This window comes from Treponema sp. Marseille-Q3903 (genome assembly GCF_014334335.1).
Taxonomy (GTDB): domain Bacteria; phylum Spirochaetota; class Spirochaetia; order Treponematales; family Treponemataceae; genus Treponema_D.
In genome coordinates, this window is the sequence record NZ_JACSEU010000001.1 from 1312482 (window position 1) to 1329015 (window position 16534).

Here is a 16534-nt window from a genome sequence, read left to right on the forward strand (position 1 = left end):
TTTATTGATATTAAATTAATTTTAAGATAATATACCAGACATAAACAATACATAAACAATAGATGAAAGAGGTATATATGTTCGATATTACTTTAAATCAGTTGTTGAGAGAAAAAGTTAGCGCTAATCCGTCTCACGAATTTATGGTTTATGCAGATCGTGATTTGCGTTTTTCTTATGCTCAATTTGACAAACGGGTCGATGATTTAGCTTGCGGACTGTATGCCATCGGCGTTCGTAAAGGTCAAAATGTCGGAATATGGGCGACTAACATTCCCGACTGGCTTACGTATATGTTTGCCTGCGCTCGACTTGGAGCTGTAGCAGTTACCGTAAACACGTCTTATAAAACTCACGAACTTGAATATCTTATAAAACAGTCGGATTTGACCACACTTTGTCTTTCAGATGGAATAAAAGATTCCGACTATGTCTCAATGATAAAAGTGCTGATTCCTGAACTTGACAGTTATGAGCGAGGTTGTCTAAAATCGGCAAAATTCCCATGCTTAAAAAATGTTGTCTTTATGGGACCAGAAAAATTTCGAGGACTTTATTCAACTCCCGAATTGCTTTTGCTTGGTCAACATGTCGATATCGAAATTATCCATAAGATTGAATCTGAAGTCACTCCTGAAGACGTTGTAAACATGCAGTATACATCAGGAACAACAGGTTTTCCAAAAGGCGTGATGCTGACAAGCAACAACATCATAAACAATGGGTTTATAATCGGTGAACGCATGCGTTATACAGAAAATGATCGACTTTGCCTTCTTGTTCCATTATTCCATTGTTTTGGAATTGTACTTGGAGTTATGGCAGTCCTTACACACGGAGGAACTCTTGTCCTTCTTGAAAATTTTGATCCGTTAGTTGCACTCGCTTCAATTCAAAAAGAAAAGTGTACTTCTTTGTACGGAGTTCCGACAATGTTTATTTCGGAATTGAACCATCCGATGTTCAGCATGTTTGATTTGTCTTCTCTGCGCACCGGAATCATGGCCGGGGCCGGTGTCCCTGTCGAATTGATGAAAAAAGTGATCGAAAAAATGCACATGCCTGAGATAACATCAGTTTATGGACTTACTGAAACAAGCCCTGGAATGACACAGAGCCATTGGGATGACAGCGTTGAAGTTAAAACCACTACGGTAGGCGATGCTTTTGATGGAATTGAAGTGAAAGTTATCGACCCTGAAAGCGGCAAAGAGTGTCCTGTAGGCGTTCAAGGTGAAATGTGCTGCAAAGGTTGGAATGTCATGAAAGGTTATTACAAAATGCCGGAAGCGACTGCTCAAGCGATAGATAAAGATGGATTTTTGCATTCCGGCGATCTTGGTGTAAAAGACGAAAATGGGAATTTCAGAATTACAGGACGCATTAAAGATATGATTATTCGTGGCGGCGAAAATATCTATCCGCGAGAAATAGAAGAATTTTTGATTAAAATGCCCGAGATTAAAGACATTCAAGTTGCCGCTGTAAAATCGGAACATTATGGCGAGATAACAGGTGCATTCATAATTTTGCACGATGATGCTAAACTTACAGAACAAGATGTGATTGAATTTTGTCGAGGAAAACTTTCAAAATACAAATGGCCGCAGTTAGTCATGTTTTTGAAAGAATTCCCGATGACTGGTTCAGGAAAAATTCAGAAATTTAAGCTCACAGAGATTGGCACAAAGTATCGCCGTGAGAAATTAAAGATCGATGATTGATTTCATCGTAATCAAAAAAAATAAAAGAGGTTGGCTATGAACGAAGATATAAAGGCTGTTGCAGACCGTCTTATAGGTTTGCGTGAAATCATGGATGTTTCTGTAGAGGAAGCTGCCGGTGTTTGCGGCATTTCTATAGAGCAGTATCAAAAATATGAAACTGGAACTGTTGATATTCCGGTCGGTGTGCTTCAGTCAATGTCGAGAAAATACGGGATCGATCTTGGAACTCTGATATCAGGCAAAGAGCCTCACATGCATTCTTACTGTCTAACAAAAAAGGACAAAGGGCTTTCTGTAGAACGTAGGAGTGACTATAAATATCAGGCGCTTGCGTCGGGGTTTCAAAACCGCAAAGCCGATCCTTTTATTGTTTCTATTACGCCGGAAGAAACAAAAGAGATTCACTTTAACTCTCACCCCGGTCATGAATTTGAATACATGATTGAAGGCAGCATGAAACTTGTAATCGACGGTAAGGAACTTATACTTGAAGAAGGTGATTCAGTTTATTTTGATGCGACATGCAAACACGGCATGCAGGCATTGAACAACAAAAATGCTAAATTTTTGGCAATAATAATCTAAGGGAAAATTATGTTAGAGAAATTTCTAGAGCGGACAGAGTTTACTGATTATGATGACTTCTTTAAAAATTATAAAATCAACGTGCCTGAGAATTTCAACTTTGGGTATGATGTTGTAGATTATCTTGGGAAAAATAACCCTGATGCAAAAGCTTTTGTGTGGTGCAATGATGAGGGTGAAGAACTCACTCTGACTTTCAAGGAAGTTTCAGAGAGAACAGACAAAGCTGCCGCATTTTTTAGAAAGCAGGGAATTAAAAAAGGTGACTTTGTGATGCTGATTTTACAGCGTCGGTACGAATTTTGGATTTCTATTGTTGCCCTTCACAAAATAGGTGCTGCCGTGATTCCTGCAACTCACATGCTTACAAAAGACGATATAATATTTCGTTGCAATGCCGCTTATATAAAAGCGATCGTCGCTGTAGATGACCGCGATGTTTTTAAATTTTGTCAACAGGCAAAAGCAGAATCTCCTTCTTTAAAAACTTTGATTGGCGTTGCACCTTTTGGGATAGACAAAGGTTTTAATGAAGAACAAAAGTCCGCAAATCCTGACTGGATAGATTTTACATCAGGCGTATCATCTGTCACAGAAAAAGAAATAGAAGAGCTTCATTCCCTTAATCGCCGTGATATAAACACAAACATGGACATCATGCTTGCATATTTTACATCAGGCACTACAAGCCATCCAAAACTTGTTGCACATAACTTCATGTATCCGCTTGGACACATTGTCACAGCTTCTTACTGGCAGCAGGTTCGGAAGGGAGGTCTTCATCTTACTGTTGCGGACACAGGTTGGGGTAAGGCAGTATGGGGCAAACTGTACGGTCAGTGGATTGCAGAATGCTGTGTATTTATCTACGACTATCATGATAAATTTAAACCGATTGATTTGATGGATCAGATTCAAAAGCATCACATAACTTCTTTTTGTGCTCCACCTACAATATATCGATTTTTGATTCAAGAAGATTTAAAAAAATACAATTTTTCAAGCTGCGAACACTGGTCTACAGCCGGCGAACCTCTTTCAGAAGAAGTGTTCAACAAATGGAAATCTGTTACCGGAAAAGAAATTCATGAAGGTTTTGGTCAGACAGAAACAACTCTTTCTCTCTTTAATTACGGAAATGAAAAGATTAAACCAGGCAGCCTCGGAAAACCTGCCCCTTACTACAATGTAACTCTTGTAGATGAAGACGGCAACGAGGTAGAAGATGGTGAAATAGGCGAAATCGTTGTCGAAATGAAAAATGGCGTATTTCCGGGACTTTTTATGAGTTACTTTGGTGACGAAGCGAAGACAAAGTCTGTGATGCACGACGGCTGGTACCATACAAGCGACAATGCATGGCGTGATGAAGACGGATATTTCTGGTTTACAGGACGCAATGATGACGTTATAAAATGTTCAGGGTATAGGATTGGAACATTCGAGGTTGAATCTGTTTTGATGCAGCATCCTGCCGTAGTTGAATGTGCAGTTACAGCCGCTCCTGACCCTGTCCGCTGTCAGATTGTAAAGGCGACTATTGTGCTTGCAAAAGGGTATTCACCATCTGATGAACTTGTAAAAGATATTCAAAATTTTGTAAAAAAGACAACAGCTCCTTACAAATATCCGCGAATTGTACAGTTTGCAGATTCTTTGCCAAAGACTATAAGCGGAAAAATCAAGCGCAAAGATATAAAATAAATTGTAGGCGCAAATAAACACGCGCCACTGTACTGCTTACAGATTTCCGTCATCTAACCCATCTAACAGCCGGGTAAATATTGCAACTCTAATTGTTTTTATTTTTGTTGTATATTTTATTTGCAACGTCAATCAGTTTGCTTTTTTCATTCATTGACGGATCTTCGATGACGCAGTCTAAAAGTTCATTTAAAATTATTCCGAGTTGTTTGCCGGCAGGAATCCCTTCTTTTATTAAATCTTTGCCGTTTACAGCAAGTGCTTTCAACGATAGAACATTTTGTTTTGCCATGATGTCTGCAATTCTGTTTTTAAGTTCAATTAAAAGAGAGACTGCCTGACTTTTAGAATCTACTGGAGTGTTATACATTCCGTACATATCGGCAAGACGTAAATCAAATAAATCTTCGAGCGATTGTGGCGTTGCTCTTATTATAAAACGGCGCACTGCGGCATCTGTCCACGTTTGCTCATAATGAAACATGTGCTGTTCTACAAGATGGCATACATTGTTTGTCATTTCGTTGCTGAATTTTAAACGGATCATAATATGTCGTGTGACTTTTTCACCGATTTTTTCATGGTTGTAAAAAGTAAGCGTTTCGACTCCGTTTTCCACGCTTATCTGTTTTGCTAAAGGTTTTCCGATGTCGTGAAAAAGGGCAGCTAGGCGCACATTTTCTTTAGAAGGAGGAGCTCCGTCGCACGCATAAAATAAGTGGTCGAGCACGTCAAATTTGTGAAACCCGCGGTAATCAGACTGAATACATCCTCGGCATGCTGATAATTCAGGAATGAAAAGTTTTAATATTCCTGTCTCTTCCATAAGTTTTAGACCTACAGAAGGTTTTTCTGTTTTTATAATCTTTTCAAATTCGTCATGAAACCTTTCGATCGAAATTGAAATCACTTTTTTTTGAATTTCACTTTTGAATATCTCTGAATATGTATTTTTTTCTATACTAAAATTGAGTTTTGCAGCGAATCTCAATGCTCGAATTGGGCGCAGTCCGTCTTCCATAAATCTGTCGTACGCATCACCGACTGTACGGATCAATTTTCGTTTTATATCTTTTTGACCGCCGTATGGATCAACAATTTTGCCGTCTTTTAAATCAACTGCGATTGAATTCATCGTAAAATCACGGCGGCTTAAGTCTTCTTTGATTGTGGCTGCATAATTTACTTTGTCGGGATGCCTTCCATCAGAATAAGTTGTTTCAGTTCTGAAAGTTGTGACTTCAATTTCTGTTTTCATAAAGTGCACGGTCACAGTTCCGTGCTCAATTCCTGTCGGCACGACAAATTTAAAAATGCGGATCACATCTTGAGGAAAAGCGTTTGTCGCAACATCCCAATCAGAAGCTTTTTGACCAAGAAATATATCGCGTACAGCTCCACCGACAAGGTATGCTTTAAAACCGTTTTTTTCAAAGACTTTGTAAAATTCTTTAAGAACATGAGGAATCTGAATTTTCTTTTTTAATCCGAAATTGAAAAGTGAAATCATAGTTAATTAATTCCCATCGAAATAAAATTGACTACGTTTGAGACAATCAAAAAAATAAAACTCAATATGATAAAAAAAGTCAGCATAACCATATTCACGATGTTTTTAAATTTGTATTTTTCAGTGACGATTTTAATTATAGTCTCGGCCAAAAGAACGATAGAAAGCAACATGTTGAAAATCGAGGTATAAGATAAAACTGAAAGAAGTAAATTCTGGCTTTCGTCAAGAAAATTTTGATAATTCCCAATGATGTAAAGAGTTACAATGAGGAGGCAAAACAGCGTCAGAGCCATTGTGATTATCATTGGCAGTTTGTATGCAAGCGTATTTGAAACCTTTTTTTCGTATTTGAAAGTTATTTTATTTTTCATTACTTGAAGCAGACCGCTGTGTACTGTTATACTCTTAAAATATATTCATATTTTATTGAATTTTTCGGTTATAGTCTATGAAGAAATTTTTTATAAGTGTTTTGATTTTAGCTGTTTTTGGCGGCATAATTTTTTATCTAGGCTGGACTCAAATAAAAGTAAAGCCCGGACAGTTCGGAGTTGTAATTTCTAAAACAAGCGGAATAAATGAAAAACCTGTCATCAATGGGAAATATTCGTGGCATTGGCAATTCCTTCTCCCGACTAACGCAAAAATTGAAAGTTTCACGATTGAACCTGCAAACTTGAATAAAGAAATTACAGGTGAACTTCCTTCGGGTTCAGTTTATTCTGCGGTTTACAATTCTTCTGATAATTTCAGTTACAAAATTTGCTACTCAATTTCTTTGACAGTTTCGCCTGAAGCTGTGATTCGCCTGCTTAAAGAAAACAAGATTTCAGATAATCAAAACCTTTATGAGTATTTAGAAAAAGCGGGTGATGTTATTGCACAGTCTGCCACAGATTTTATTCTGGCAAAAGTACAGGAAAAATCTAATTTTCGCCCCGAGTCTATTCGCCGTGAAGAGCTTATAAAATCTATTCGATTTTATAAAGATTTTCCTGATGTAGATATTTCTGCCTTTGCAATTACAAGTTCAAGCCTTCCCGACTATGCGCTTTACAAAAAAATTCAGGAAAAAGTGAGCAGAGAACTGGAACTGAACAGTAAATCAGAAGAGGAAAATTTATGAAAAAGTTAGCATCGATTCGTGGGGCAGTCTGTGTTGAAAATGCAAGAGAGAGCATTGAAAAATGGGTTTGTACAATGTGTTCTCAAATTATCAACCAAAATAAATTAGTTTCGGAAGATATTGTTTCAATTCAGTTTTCGCTCACTGATGATGTCACCGCCTTTAATCCGGCAACTGCACTGCGACTTGGTAATATAGGTTGCGATATTACACAGACTTCGCTGTTTTGCTGCCAAGAACCTAAAATCGAAGGTTCAATGAAATCTTGCATACGTACAATGATTACGGCTTACATTGATTCTTCTCTCGAAAAGAAAAATATTTATCTAAATGGTGCGGAAAAATTACGTTCTGATTATTCAACGATGTGATCAAAAAGAGGTAGTTTAATTATGAAACTCTGGGTTGTAAGCATGGAATGCGCTGGAATTGCAGAAGCCGGCGGCGTAAAAAATGTCACATATTCGCTTTGCAAAGAATTTGCGGGATTGAAAAACAAAGTTACGCTATTCATCCCCATTTTTAAATGCAACCAGTGGGATATCCTCTCTGAAATTAAAGATTTAAACTTATCTACGGAAATTGAGCTTTGCGGTAAAAAAGAAAAAGTATCATATACAACGGCAAAATGCATAAAAGGAAACTTTGATGTAGTTTTTATAAACAATCATCGCTTTGCTGATAAAGAAGCAGTTTATACATACACGGAAAATGAAGAAAAACAAAACCCAAATCATAGACGAGGCACAGGGCATGAAGATCTTCTTTATAAAGATATTCTGTTTCAAAAAGCTGTCGCCGAATACGGAACTTTAGTCTTGCGTTCCGAGATTCCTGATATTCTTCACTGCCAAGATGCGCCAGTTGCGTGTCTTCCGGCTTTTATTTCACTTAAAAAATGCTTTAAAAAAACTCAGACAGTTGTGACAATTCACAATGCAGGACCTTGTTATCATCATCAGTTTTCATGTCTTGGAGAAGCGGCGTGGTATACAGGTTTGCACACAGAACTCCTCGAAAAATCTATGAACGGAAAATCTGTAGAACCTTTTTTGATTTCGGCAAACTGCGGTGCAAATCTTACAACTGTCTCAGAAACTTATGCGCAAGAACTGTTGAACCCTGAAAATTCAAAACAGACGGAAGGGCTAGCTCCAATATTTGCGGAAAAAGGAATTCAGATTAAGGGGATTACAAACGGTTTTGATTTCGACCGTTATAATCCTTCCGACCGTGCGGCTTCAAAACTTCCTTTTGAGTTTAATCCTGAAAAAAATGACCTCGATGGAAAACTCAAATGCCGAAAATTCTTTATTCAAAATATCGTAAATACAGACAACTATGATACGGCTGGAATAAATAAGTTTGGAAAACTAGAATGTTCAACCGAGTTTATAAAAGAAACATATATCTTTTACCACGGTCGCATTACAAGCCAAAAAGGTATATCTGTTTTGACAGCAGCGATCCCAGCTATCATTGAAAATTATCAAAATGTGCGTTTTGTAATTGCAGGGCATGGAGAATCTGTTCTTGAACTTGAAATCATTGCCCTTACTGAAAAATATCCTGGAAAGATTACTTTTATGTGCGGATATAATCAAGCTGTCGTCCGCATTGCAACTGCAGCGTGCGATTTTATCGTTCTCCCAAGTTTTTTTGAACCTTGCGGCCTTGAAGACTTTATAGGTCAGTGTTATGGAACTATTCCTGTAGCTCACAGAACAGGAGGGCTGAACAAAATTGAAGATGGCAAAACAGGTTTTCTTTATCAAAATAATACACCCGAAGGATTAGCAGCGGCACTTTCTGAAATTATCACGATAAAAGAATTAAAACCCGGTGTGATCAACAAGATGATAAAAGCTGCCGCTCTCAGTGTTCATCAAAAGTATTATTGGAAAAATGTTATACAAAAAAAATATCTGCCGTTTTTTAAAGATATTTTAAAAAATAGCAAAAACTAGTATTGACTATTTTTTCAAAGATATATATATTCAAAAATGTTCAAATAAAACAAAATTTGCTGCCTTAGCTCAGCTGGTAGAGCACGTGATTTGTAATCTCGGGGTCGTGGGTCCAAATCCTACAGGCAGCTTTCCCAAAAGGGGAGTTTCTAGAGTGGTCAAATAGGACAGACTGTAAATCTGTTGGCTTTCGCCTTCTGAGGTTCGAATCCTCAACTCCCCAAGTAAAGAATTAGAAAGAGTTAGAAAGATTTAGATTGGTCTCTAGCTCTTTTTTTTTATTTAAGATTTTTTTTGACTTTTATATATACATTGTGCTTTCCAAAATCAACATGGTTTGGCTTATTGAATTTATATCGATTTGATTTGTGCAAAAAAAACAGCGAGACCTGAAAGTGATTGTTGGTCAAGTGTTTGTTGTCTGTCGTTTGTTTGACAAATTATTTTATATGGTTTAAACTTAAAGACTTGAAAGAGGGGAAAAGTTGAAAATCACATTTTGGGGAGTTCGAGGGTCTGTTCCAACTCCTTTATCTCCACAGCAGATTCAATCAAAAATAATGGCAGCGATTCAGCGCGCAAAACCTGAAGATCTTGAAAATTCAGAGACACGTGCGAAATTTATTTCAACACTTCCTCAATGGATTTTTGGAACTACAGGTGGAAATACATCATGTGTAGAGCTCGTTCATAATAAAACTCATATTATCCTCGATGCAGGAACTGGAATCCGGGCTTTAGGCAAAGCTCGAAAATGCCCTGATAAATATTACCTTTTTTTTTCACATCTTCATTGGGATCACATACATGGGCTTCCTTTTTTTGATCACTGCTTTAATCAAGACTGCCAGTTTGAAGTGTATTCCCATTATGAGCAAGCTGAACAGTATTTAAGAGATCAGGTAAAAGTTCCGTATAGCCCACCGGATGTAGTTCAGGCGCTTTCTAAAAAGTTCAATTTTCATACTGTTGAAGAAGGCAAGCAATTTGAAATCGAAGGAATCAAAGTCAATTCACACAGGATGCGTCATCCCGGCGGATGTTCTGCATTTTCTTTTGAAATAGACGGAAAGAAATTTGTATATGCGACAGACGTGGAGCTTAAATCTACCGATTATTCAAAACCTCAAAAAGGCGGAGAAGTTTTTAAAAATGCGAACGCAATTGTGATTGATTCTCAATATACAGTCGAAGAAGTTTACCGTAAAGAAAATTGGGGGCATTCGGCATTTTGCTATGCGATCGATTTTGCTGTTTACTGGAATATAAAAAAAGTATATCTTTTTCATCACGAGCCGGCTTATGATGACAAAAAACTTAATTCGATTCTTCAGGCTGCAAGATGGTATGCTCAGTATATCAACCATTCCGATGTTGAAGTCAATCTTGCAAAAGAAACTCAAGAGATAACTCTATGATTTTAGATAATGAAGATGATAGCGTGCTTGATTATTCTTTTTCAAAAAAGGAATTGTTTTTGATGGCAAAATTCTTGCGTCAAAAGCAGGAAGAAATCCCTTCCGGGCTTGAATCGTTTTGCAGAGCACTCGAAGATTCAATTTACAACAACATGTCGCTTGATGAGGTAAAAAAGTTTTATTCATGAAAAATAAATTTAGGAATCTTATATTATCTTTTTTTGTATTGGGTGCGCTTTTAATCGGGCTCTTTGGTTTGTATTTATATGCAAAAAATCAAGTCAGCGCTGTAAATAAAACGGAAACAGAAAGAAAAGTCAGAATTGAAGTGCCTTCGGGGATGTCTGTTTACAAAGTTGCGGAAGTTCTTAAAAATAAAAAATTGATAAAAAACGAAAAAATATTTTACTATATTGCTCGCTATGATTTTCTAAAAAAAATTTTATTTCCAAATGCTGATAATTTTACATTCGTCCTAAAAAGCGGAATCTATTATATAAGCGATAATATGAATGTCATTGAAATTCAAAAAGAGCTGACATCAGGTATGCAAGAATATATAAAGATATCTTTTCCTGAAGGTTTTACAATCACAAAAATTGCAGCTATCCTCGATGAAAATAAAATTTGCTCAAAAGATGATTTTGTTTCAATATGCAAAAATCCTGCAACTGCCGAAAAATACAATATACCGGCTCAATCGGTTGAAGGATATCTTTTTCCCGATACATATTTTCTTACAGGCGGAATGTCTGCTATTTCAGTCGTTGACATAATGATTAAAAATTTCTATGAAAAAATTAAAGAAGTTCCAAACCTTTCACAGATGAATGCACTTGATTTATTCCAGACTGTGATTCTTTCCTCAATCGTTGAGCGGGAATACAGGGTTTCTGACGAAGCTCCCTTGATTGCCAGCGTCTTTAAAAACAGAATCAGGCATAATATAGGTTTGTATTCTTGTGCAACAATTGTGTATATTATTACAGAAATTGAAGGGCGCCCTCATCCTGATAGAGTTTTACTGAGCGATACGAAAATAGATAATCCTTACAACACATATAAGTGGGCGGGACTTCCGCCGGGACCAATTTCAAATCCCGGTTTAGTTGCGCTTAACGCTTGCACAAATACACCGAATACTGATTTCTATTTTTTTCAGTTGACAGATGCAACTGCCGGTCGTCACAGTTTTACAGAGACTTTTGATGAGCACAAAGCAAGCCACAATCTTTCAACAAAAAAATAGGAATAAGATAGATATAAAGGAAACATTTTGGCCGGATATATATTACAGGAAACTATAGATGCAGTTCTCAATACGACGGATATCATCTCGACTGTAGGTGAATACACAAAACTCGAACGGCGCAGCGGAAACGACTATTGGGGCTGTTGTCCTTTTCACGGCGAAAAAACGGCATCTTTCCATGTTGATGGTGATAAAAAGTTTTATCATTGTTTTGGGTGCCATAAAGGCGGGAATGTAATCAACTTTGTGATGGAGATGGAAAAGCTATCTTATGCCGATACTATCCGTTCATTAGCTAAAAAAAGCGGGATTGAAGTAAAATATCAAGACGGTTTTATTCCACCAAAAGACTATAAGAAAAATAACGATATTGACCAGCTTATAGAACTTTACGAAAGAACAGCTTCAATGTTTCATTATTTTTTGATGGAAACAGAGCAGGGGCGCGTTGCACTTGAATATATAAAAAAGCGCGGACTTACAAAGGAAACTCTCGAAAAGTTTAAAATCGGTTATGCCCCGGCAGACAGACGTTGGCTTAAAGATTTTTTGCACAAAAAAAACTTCAGCGATGAATTTCTTGCAAAATCAGGGTTGTTCAGCAAAAAGTACCCTGATATCTCTTTTTTTTCCGACAGACTTATGTTTCCAATCTTCAACAGAGATGGGAAAGTTGTCGCATTTGGCGGGCGCATTCTCCATCCACAGGGTTCCGATGATAGAAAATATTTGAATTCGGGCGAACTTATTCAGTATAAAAAACGAGAAACTTTATTTGCATTCAACTTTGCCAAAAACACAATCAGAGAGAAAAAAGCTGTGATTTTTTGTGAAGGCTATATGGACTGCATCGCTTATCATCAGTGCGGAATAACTTATGCAGTTGCGCCGCTTGGAACCGCCCTTACAGAAGAGCAGGTAAAGATGATACGAGGTTTTGCAGACACAGTTCTCCTGTCATTTGATTCGGACGCTGCTGGTCAAAACGCTACAATGCGCGCAATTTTGATGTGCCGCCATTTTGATTTAACAGTAAAAGTTATCAGTTTGAAAGGCGGAAAAGATCCTGCTGAAATTATGATAAAATTTGGCGCCGATAACTTGACAGCACAGGTAAATAATGCTATATTAGATAGCGACTATCTTATATCTATACTAGGTGAAAAATACCCTGTGGAGACTCCTGAGGGTAAAACAAAAGCAGCACTGGATTTTTTCCAGTATGTTGATGCGCTTAAGTCTGATATACAGAAAGAATCTTGTCTGGAACAGTTGTGCCAGTCATTTAATTTAAAACCGGAGGCTGTTAAAAGGGATTTTAATAATCGAAACTACGCCAGCGAACGTGCAAATATCCGGCAAAATAATAATCAAATCCAACAAAATACACAAGTTAAATTAGACGCAGAATTGCGTGGTTTAATTGCTGTTACAGCCGATTTAGACCAATTAAAGGTTCTTCGCACAAAACTGACCGAGAATGATTTTAAAAACCCGTCTGCCAGAAAGTTATTTAAAATACTGGAAGAGTGTTTTAATCAAAATCGCTTTACTATCAGAGATATTTTAGACCGTTGTGATGATGAAAAACTGGTGCAGCTTATAACTGAATCGATTTCGTCTGGTGTTTATCAAAGTGAAAAAATAAGTACAATTGTTGAAGATACTGTAAATTATGTAAATAAAAATAAACTTGATGACCGGAGAAATAATTTATTGCATAGGATTAGAGAATACACTGTAGTGACGCAGGAAGATCAAAAACAATTAAACAAACTTCTAGTCGAAAAACTTGAACTTGATAAAGAAGTTCAAAGTCTAGGTAAAAAATAGGTGAGCATTTTTATGGATGAAAAAAGCGACGAAGCTTTACCCGTTAATCCTGCAGTTGAAAGACTTGTGGAATTTGCAAAAACCAAACGTGTGATTACATGGGACGATGTGATTGAGTATCTTGGGCAGGAATTTGTTAATTCTGATGAATTGATGGAGCCTGTATTAAAAATACTGAAAGATATAGGTTGCGAACCTATAGAAACCGGAATAATCGGTCAAGATGAAATAACCGAAGATGAAATTACTCCTGAAGATGAAGAAGAAGACGACGACATAATGCTTGAGCAAGACGATGATGTTGCTGCTTTGCCTCAGGAAGATGAATCGATTTCTGAACTTGAACAGGAAGAAAAAAAACTCACAGCTTCAAAAAACAAGCTTGTAAACAGCGATAAAGATTCAAGTGTCGATGATCCGATAAGGCTATATCTTCGTGAAATCGGTAAAGAAAATCTCCTTACTGCGGAGCAGGAAGTTGAGCTTTCAAAAACAATGGAAGACGGGAACAATATCATAAAAGATGTCATCAAGCAATCTGGCATAATGATTCCCGAATTTTTTTCAATTGCACAAAAAGCTTTTACTCGCATCGATATTCATGAGACAGGAAAAACACGCAAAGAGATCAACGAAGAGATGGCTGATAAGCGTCGTCTTAAAAGTTTTTATGGCGAAAATATAAAACCTGTTCTTTCGGAAATGAAACAGTATATGGCTTTGAAAAAGCAACTTTTTGAAGCAGAGCAGTCGAGCGCGATTTTTGAGAATCCTAAGCTGGCTGAGCTCCGTGAAAAAATTTTGCCGGAATTGCACAACATCGATATTCAGACTGAAGAACTCGACAAATTTACACAAAAATATCGCGATGCCACAGAGAAAATAGACGAATATCATCAAAAACAAGAAAAGAAGATGAAAGAACTGAAAATTTCCAATTCTTCTGAACTTCGCAACCTTGGTCGTAAAATTTCAATTCGTTCTCAGGCAGCAAGTCTTGAGCAAGATTTGAATATGAGTGCAGATGAGATCCGAGATATCTATACTCAGATTCAAAAAATTGAACGTAAACTTCACAGGCTTGAATATGAATTTGAAAATGATGTTGAAAAGATTTTGAAAATGGCAAAAGACATCGAGCACGGTCGTGTTATGATGGAAAAAGCTAAGAATCGCCTTATCAATGCAAACTTGCGACTTGTAGTTTCAATTGCAAAAAAATATACAAACCGCGGGCTTCATTTCTTTGACCTCGTCCAGGAAGGAAACATCGGTTTGATTAAAGCTGTAGAAAAATTTGAATACCGAAAAGGTTTTAAATTTTCAACATATGCTACGTGGTGGATTCGTCAGGCAATCACTCGTTCTATATCTGACCAAGCTCGTACAATCCGCGTTCCTGTTCACATGATTGAACAGATAAATAAAGTTGTCCGCGAAAGCCGTCAGCTTATGCAAAAATTAGGTCGCGAGCCTACTGATGATGAGATCGCACAGCAGCTTGGTTGGCCGTTGGCACGTGTAAAACAGGTGAAAAATGTTGCTAGAGAACCAATTTCTCTTGAAACTCCAATCGGTGAAGAAGAAGATTCTATTCTCGGAGACTTTATCGAAGATAAAGAAGTTGAAAATCCAGCAAATCAGACTGCGTTTACTTTACTTCAGGAACAGTTGCGTTCTGTTCTAAACACTTTGCCACCGCGCGAGCAGGAAGTCCTCAAAATGCGTTTTGGGCTTGAAGACGGCTATTCACTCACTCTGGAAGAAGTTGGACTTTACTTCGATGTAACTCGCGAACGTATTCGTCAGATTGAAGCAAAAGCTTTGCGGCGTCTCAGACACCCGAGAAGAGCAAACGGTTTGCGTGACTATATTGAAACGTAATTGCAGTTTAGATTCTGCATATAAGCGTTTCAAGTTTAATTCGGCATTAAACATAGCAATAGACAATTGTAGTAAATTATTATACAATAGCAAAATATTTTTAGAGGAACCATAATGGTAACAACAGAAGTTTTTGAAAATTTAAAGTCTTTGCAAGATATTCTTGTAAAAAAATACGAACTTGAAAAAAAAGTCAGCGATGCTCCAAAGCAGTTGAGTAATCAGGAAGATTTACTTGCAAAAACTCAGAAAGAATACATTGAGCAAAAAGAAACATTTGACGCAACTCAGGCTACTGTTACAGAGCTTAAAGAAAAGCTTTCTGAAGCTGTAAAAATGAGAGAAGAAGGCGAAAAGGGAATAGCAAACAGCGTCACTCACAAAGAATACGAAGCTCTTGAAAAACAGATAACAGAAGCAAAGTTTCAGGAAGATGACCTTAGAAAAGAACTTCAGCAGAAAGAAAAAGAACTCGCCGGCATAAACGACGATTTAAAAACTTCGGAAGATTCAATAAAATTTCAGCAAGATGAACTCAATGCCAACAAAGATTCTTTAAACAAAGAACTTGATTCATTTAATGCAGAACTTAAAGCTCTAAATTCCAAAGAAGAAAAAATTACAAACAATATAAAAGAAATCTATAAAGATGAAGAAAATGCAGAACTTAAAGTTCAGGAAATTCTCTTTAAGTTCCAGAGAATTATTCAGAGAAACTCGGAAGGTATTGTTTCTGTGAAAAACGGAGTTTGTTCCGGATGTCACATGATTCTTCCTGCAAATTTTGCAAATGAAGTTCGCGAAGGTGCAGACATCAACTTCTGTCCATATTGTTCGCGCATCCTTTATTACGAAGAAGTCAATGAAAACGAAGAAGAAAATTACTTTACAATGGGCATCGCTGGCTCACTTGCCGGTCTTAATTTTGACGATGAACCTGATGAAGAAGATGAAGATCTAAACGAAACAGATGAAGATTCAGACGAATTGGACGATGAAGAAATTTCTGATGAAAATGAAGACGGTGACTATGAAGATGATGATTCAGACGAATCTGAAGATTCTGATGATTCTGATGAAGAAAACGACGACGAATAATTTATTTTTTTAAACTTTAATTAATAGCAGACGGGATATAACCGCGTTGTTGTATCTTGATGATAAGATATAAAAATGAGATAAAGTCCGGGCTCCTTCGGAAAAAATGCCGGGTAACCACCGGGCATAATCTGGTAGTTGCATAATTTCTTGCATAACCCGGATTGTGACAGATAGTGCAACAGAAATTGTACCGCCTGAAAAGGTAAGGGTGAAAAGGCAGTGTAAGAGACTACCGCGTAAATGGTAACATTTACGGCTTGAAAACCTCATTTGGAGCAAGATTAAGCAGCAGTTATGTTATTCCGAGCAATACTGTGGGTAAATCGCTAGAGTCAGCTGGCAACAGTTGATGCGGATAGATGGTTATTGTGAATACCTTTCGGTGTTCATAGACAGAACCCGGCTTACAATCCCGTCTGTTTTT

General features: G+C 37.2%; 14 protein-coding genes, 2 tRNA genes and 1 other RNA gene. 15 read left to right on the forward strand and 2 right to left on the reverse strand.

What is annotated here, in order from left to right; all coding sequences use genetic code 11:
- Positions 1 to 77 precede the first annotated feature (77 nt).
- Genes H9I37_RS05945 through H9I37_RS05955 form a run of 3 tightly spaced genes read left to right on the forward strand, consistent with a single transcriptional unit; the run spans position 78 to position 4016 of the window.
- Positions 78 to 1724, forward strand: coding sequence for an AMP-binding protein (locus H9I37_RS05945; protein WP_187381539.1), 1647 nt, complete (start codon positions 78 to 80; stop codon positions 1722 to 1724).
- A 36-nt stretch (positions 1725 to 1760) separates the two neighbouring features.
- Entirely contained in the window at positions 1761 to 2312 is a 552-nt protein-coding gene (locus H9I37_RS05950; RefSeq protein ID WP_187381540.1) for a helix-turn-helix domain-containing protein, read from the forward strand.
- 9 nt (positions 2313 to 2321) lie between these two features.
- The gene (locus tag H9I37_RS05955; protein WP_187381541.1) at positions 2322 to 4016 is read left to right on the forward strand and encodes an AMP-binding protein; all 1695 of its coding nucleotides are present in this window, start codon (positions 2322 to 2324) and stop codon (positions 4014 to 4016) included.
- Between the two features lie 88 nt (positions 4017 to 4104).
- On the opposite strand, the gene H9I37_RS05960 is transcribed toward H9I37_RS05955, so the two are convergent.
- Entirely contained in the window at positions 4105 to 5526 is a 1422-nt protein-coding gene (locus tag H9I37_RS05960) for a CCA tRNA nucleotidyltransferase (RefSeq protein ID WP_187381542.1), read from the reverse strand.
- Positions 5527 to 5528: 2 nt separating this feature from the next.
- Positions 5529 to 5900, reverse strand: a complete 372-nt coding sequence (locus tag H9I37_RS05965; RefSeq protein WP_187381543.1) for a hypothetical protein — start codon at positions 5898 to 5900, stop codon at positions 5529 to 5531.
- Between the two features lie 77 nt (positions 5901 to 5977).
- Here H9I37_RS05965 and H9I37_RS05970 point away from each other — a divergent pair, with 77 nt between their 5' ends.
- From H9I37_RS05970 to rnpB, 12 genes are all read left to right on the forward strand, one after another.
- Entirely contained in the window at positions 5978 to 6655 is a 678-nt protein-coding gene (locus H9I37_RS05970) for a hypothetical protein (protein ID WP_187381544.1), read from the forward strand.
- Positions 6652 to 7026, forward strand: coding sequence for a chorismate mutase (locus tag H9I37_RS05975; RefSeq protein ID WP_187381545.1), 375 nt, complete (start codon positions 6652 to 6654; stop codon positions 7024 to 7026). Before H9I37_RS05970 ends, H9I37_RS05975 begins: the two co-directional genes overlap by 4 nt.
- 21 nt (positions 7027 to 7047) lie before the next feature.
- A complete protein-coding gene (locus tag H9I37_RS05980) occupies positions 7048 to 8622 on the forward strand; it encodes a glycogen synthase (RefSeq protein WP_187381546.1) in 1575 nt (524 codons plus the stop codon).
- Between the two features lie 58 nt (positions 8623 to 8680).
- Positions 8681 to 8753, forward strand: a tRNA-Thr gene (locus H9I37_RS05985).
- 9 nt (positions 8754 to 8762) lie between these two features.
- A tRNA-Tyr gene (locus H9I37_RS05990) sits at positions 8763 to 8845 on the forward strand.
- Positions 8846 to 9107: 262 nt separating this feature from the next.
- Positions 9108 to 10040, forward strand: a complete 933-nt coding sequence (locus H9I37_RS05995; protein ID WP_187381547.1) for an MBL fold metallo-hydrolase — start codon at positions 9108 to 9110, stop codon at positions 10038 to 10040.
- Positions 10037 to 10228, forward strand: coding sequence for a hypothetical protein (locus H9I37_RS06000; RefSeq protein ID WP_187381548.1), 192 nt, complete (start codon positions 10037 to 10039; stop codon positions 10226 to 10228). The genes H9I37_RS05995 and H9I37_RS06000 overlap by 4 nt, the downstream gene beginning before the upstream one ends.
- Positions 10225 to 11289, forward strand: a complete 1065-nt coding sequence (gene mltG / locus H9I37_RS06005) for an endolytic transglycosylase MltG (protein WP_187381549.1) — start codon at positions 10225 to 10227, stop codon at positions 11287 to 11289. Before H9I37_RS06000 ends, mltG begins: the two co-directional genes overlap by 4 nt.
- A gap of 27 nt (positions 11290 to 11316) precedes the next feature.
- Positions 11317 to 13125 carry a DNA primase gene (gene dnaG, locus H9I37_RS06010; protein ID WP_187381550.1) on the forward strand — a complete coding sequence of 603 codons (1809 nt, stop codon included), beginning with the start codon at positions 11317 to 11319 and terminating at the stop codon, positions 13123 to 13125.
- A gap of 12 nt (positions 13126 to 13137) precedes the next feature.
- Positions 13138 to 15009: an RNA polymerase sigma factor RpoD gene (gene rpoD, locus H9I37_RS06015; protein WP_187381551.1), complete on the forward strand. Its 1872-nt coding sequence runs from the start codon at positions 13138 to 13140 to the stop codon at positions 15007 to 15009.
- A gap of 114 nt (positions 15010 to 15123) precedes the next feature.
- Positions 15124 to 16107: a zinc ribbon domain-containing protein gene (locus tag H9I37_RS06020; RefSeq protein WP_187381552.1), complete on the forward strand. Its 984-nt coding sequence runs from the start codon at positions 15124 to 15126 to the stop codon at positions 16105 to 16107.
- A 27-nt stretch (positions 16108 to 16134) separates the two neighbouring features.
- Positions 16135 to 16533, forward strand: an RNA gene (gene rnpB, locus H9I37_RS06025) — RNase P RNA component class A.
- The last annotated feature ends 1 nt before the right edge of the window (position 16534 follow it).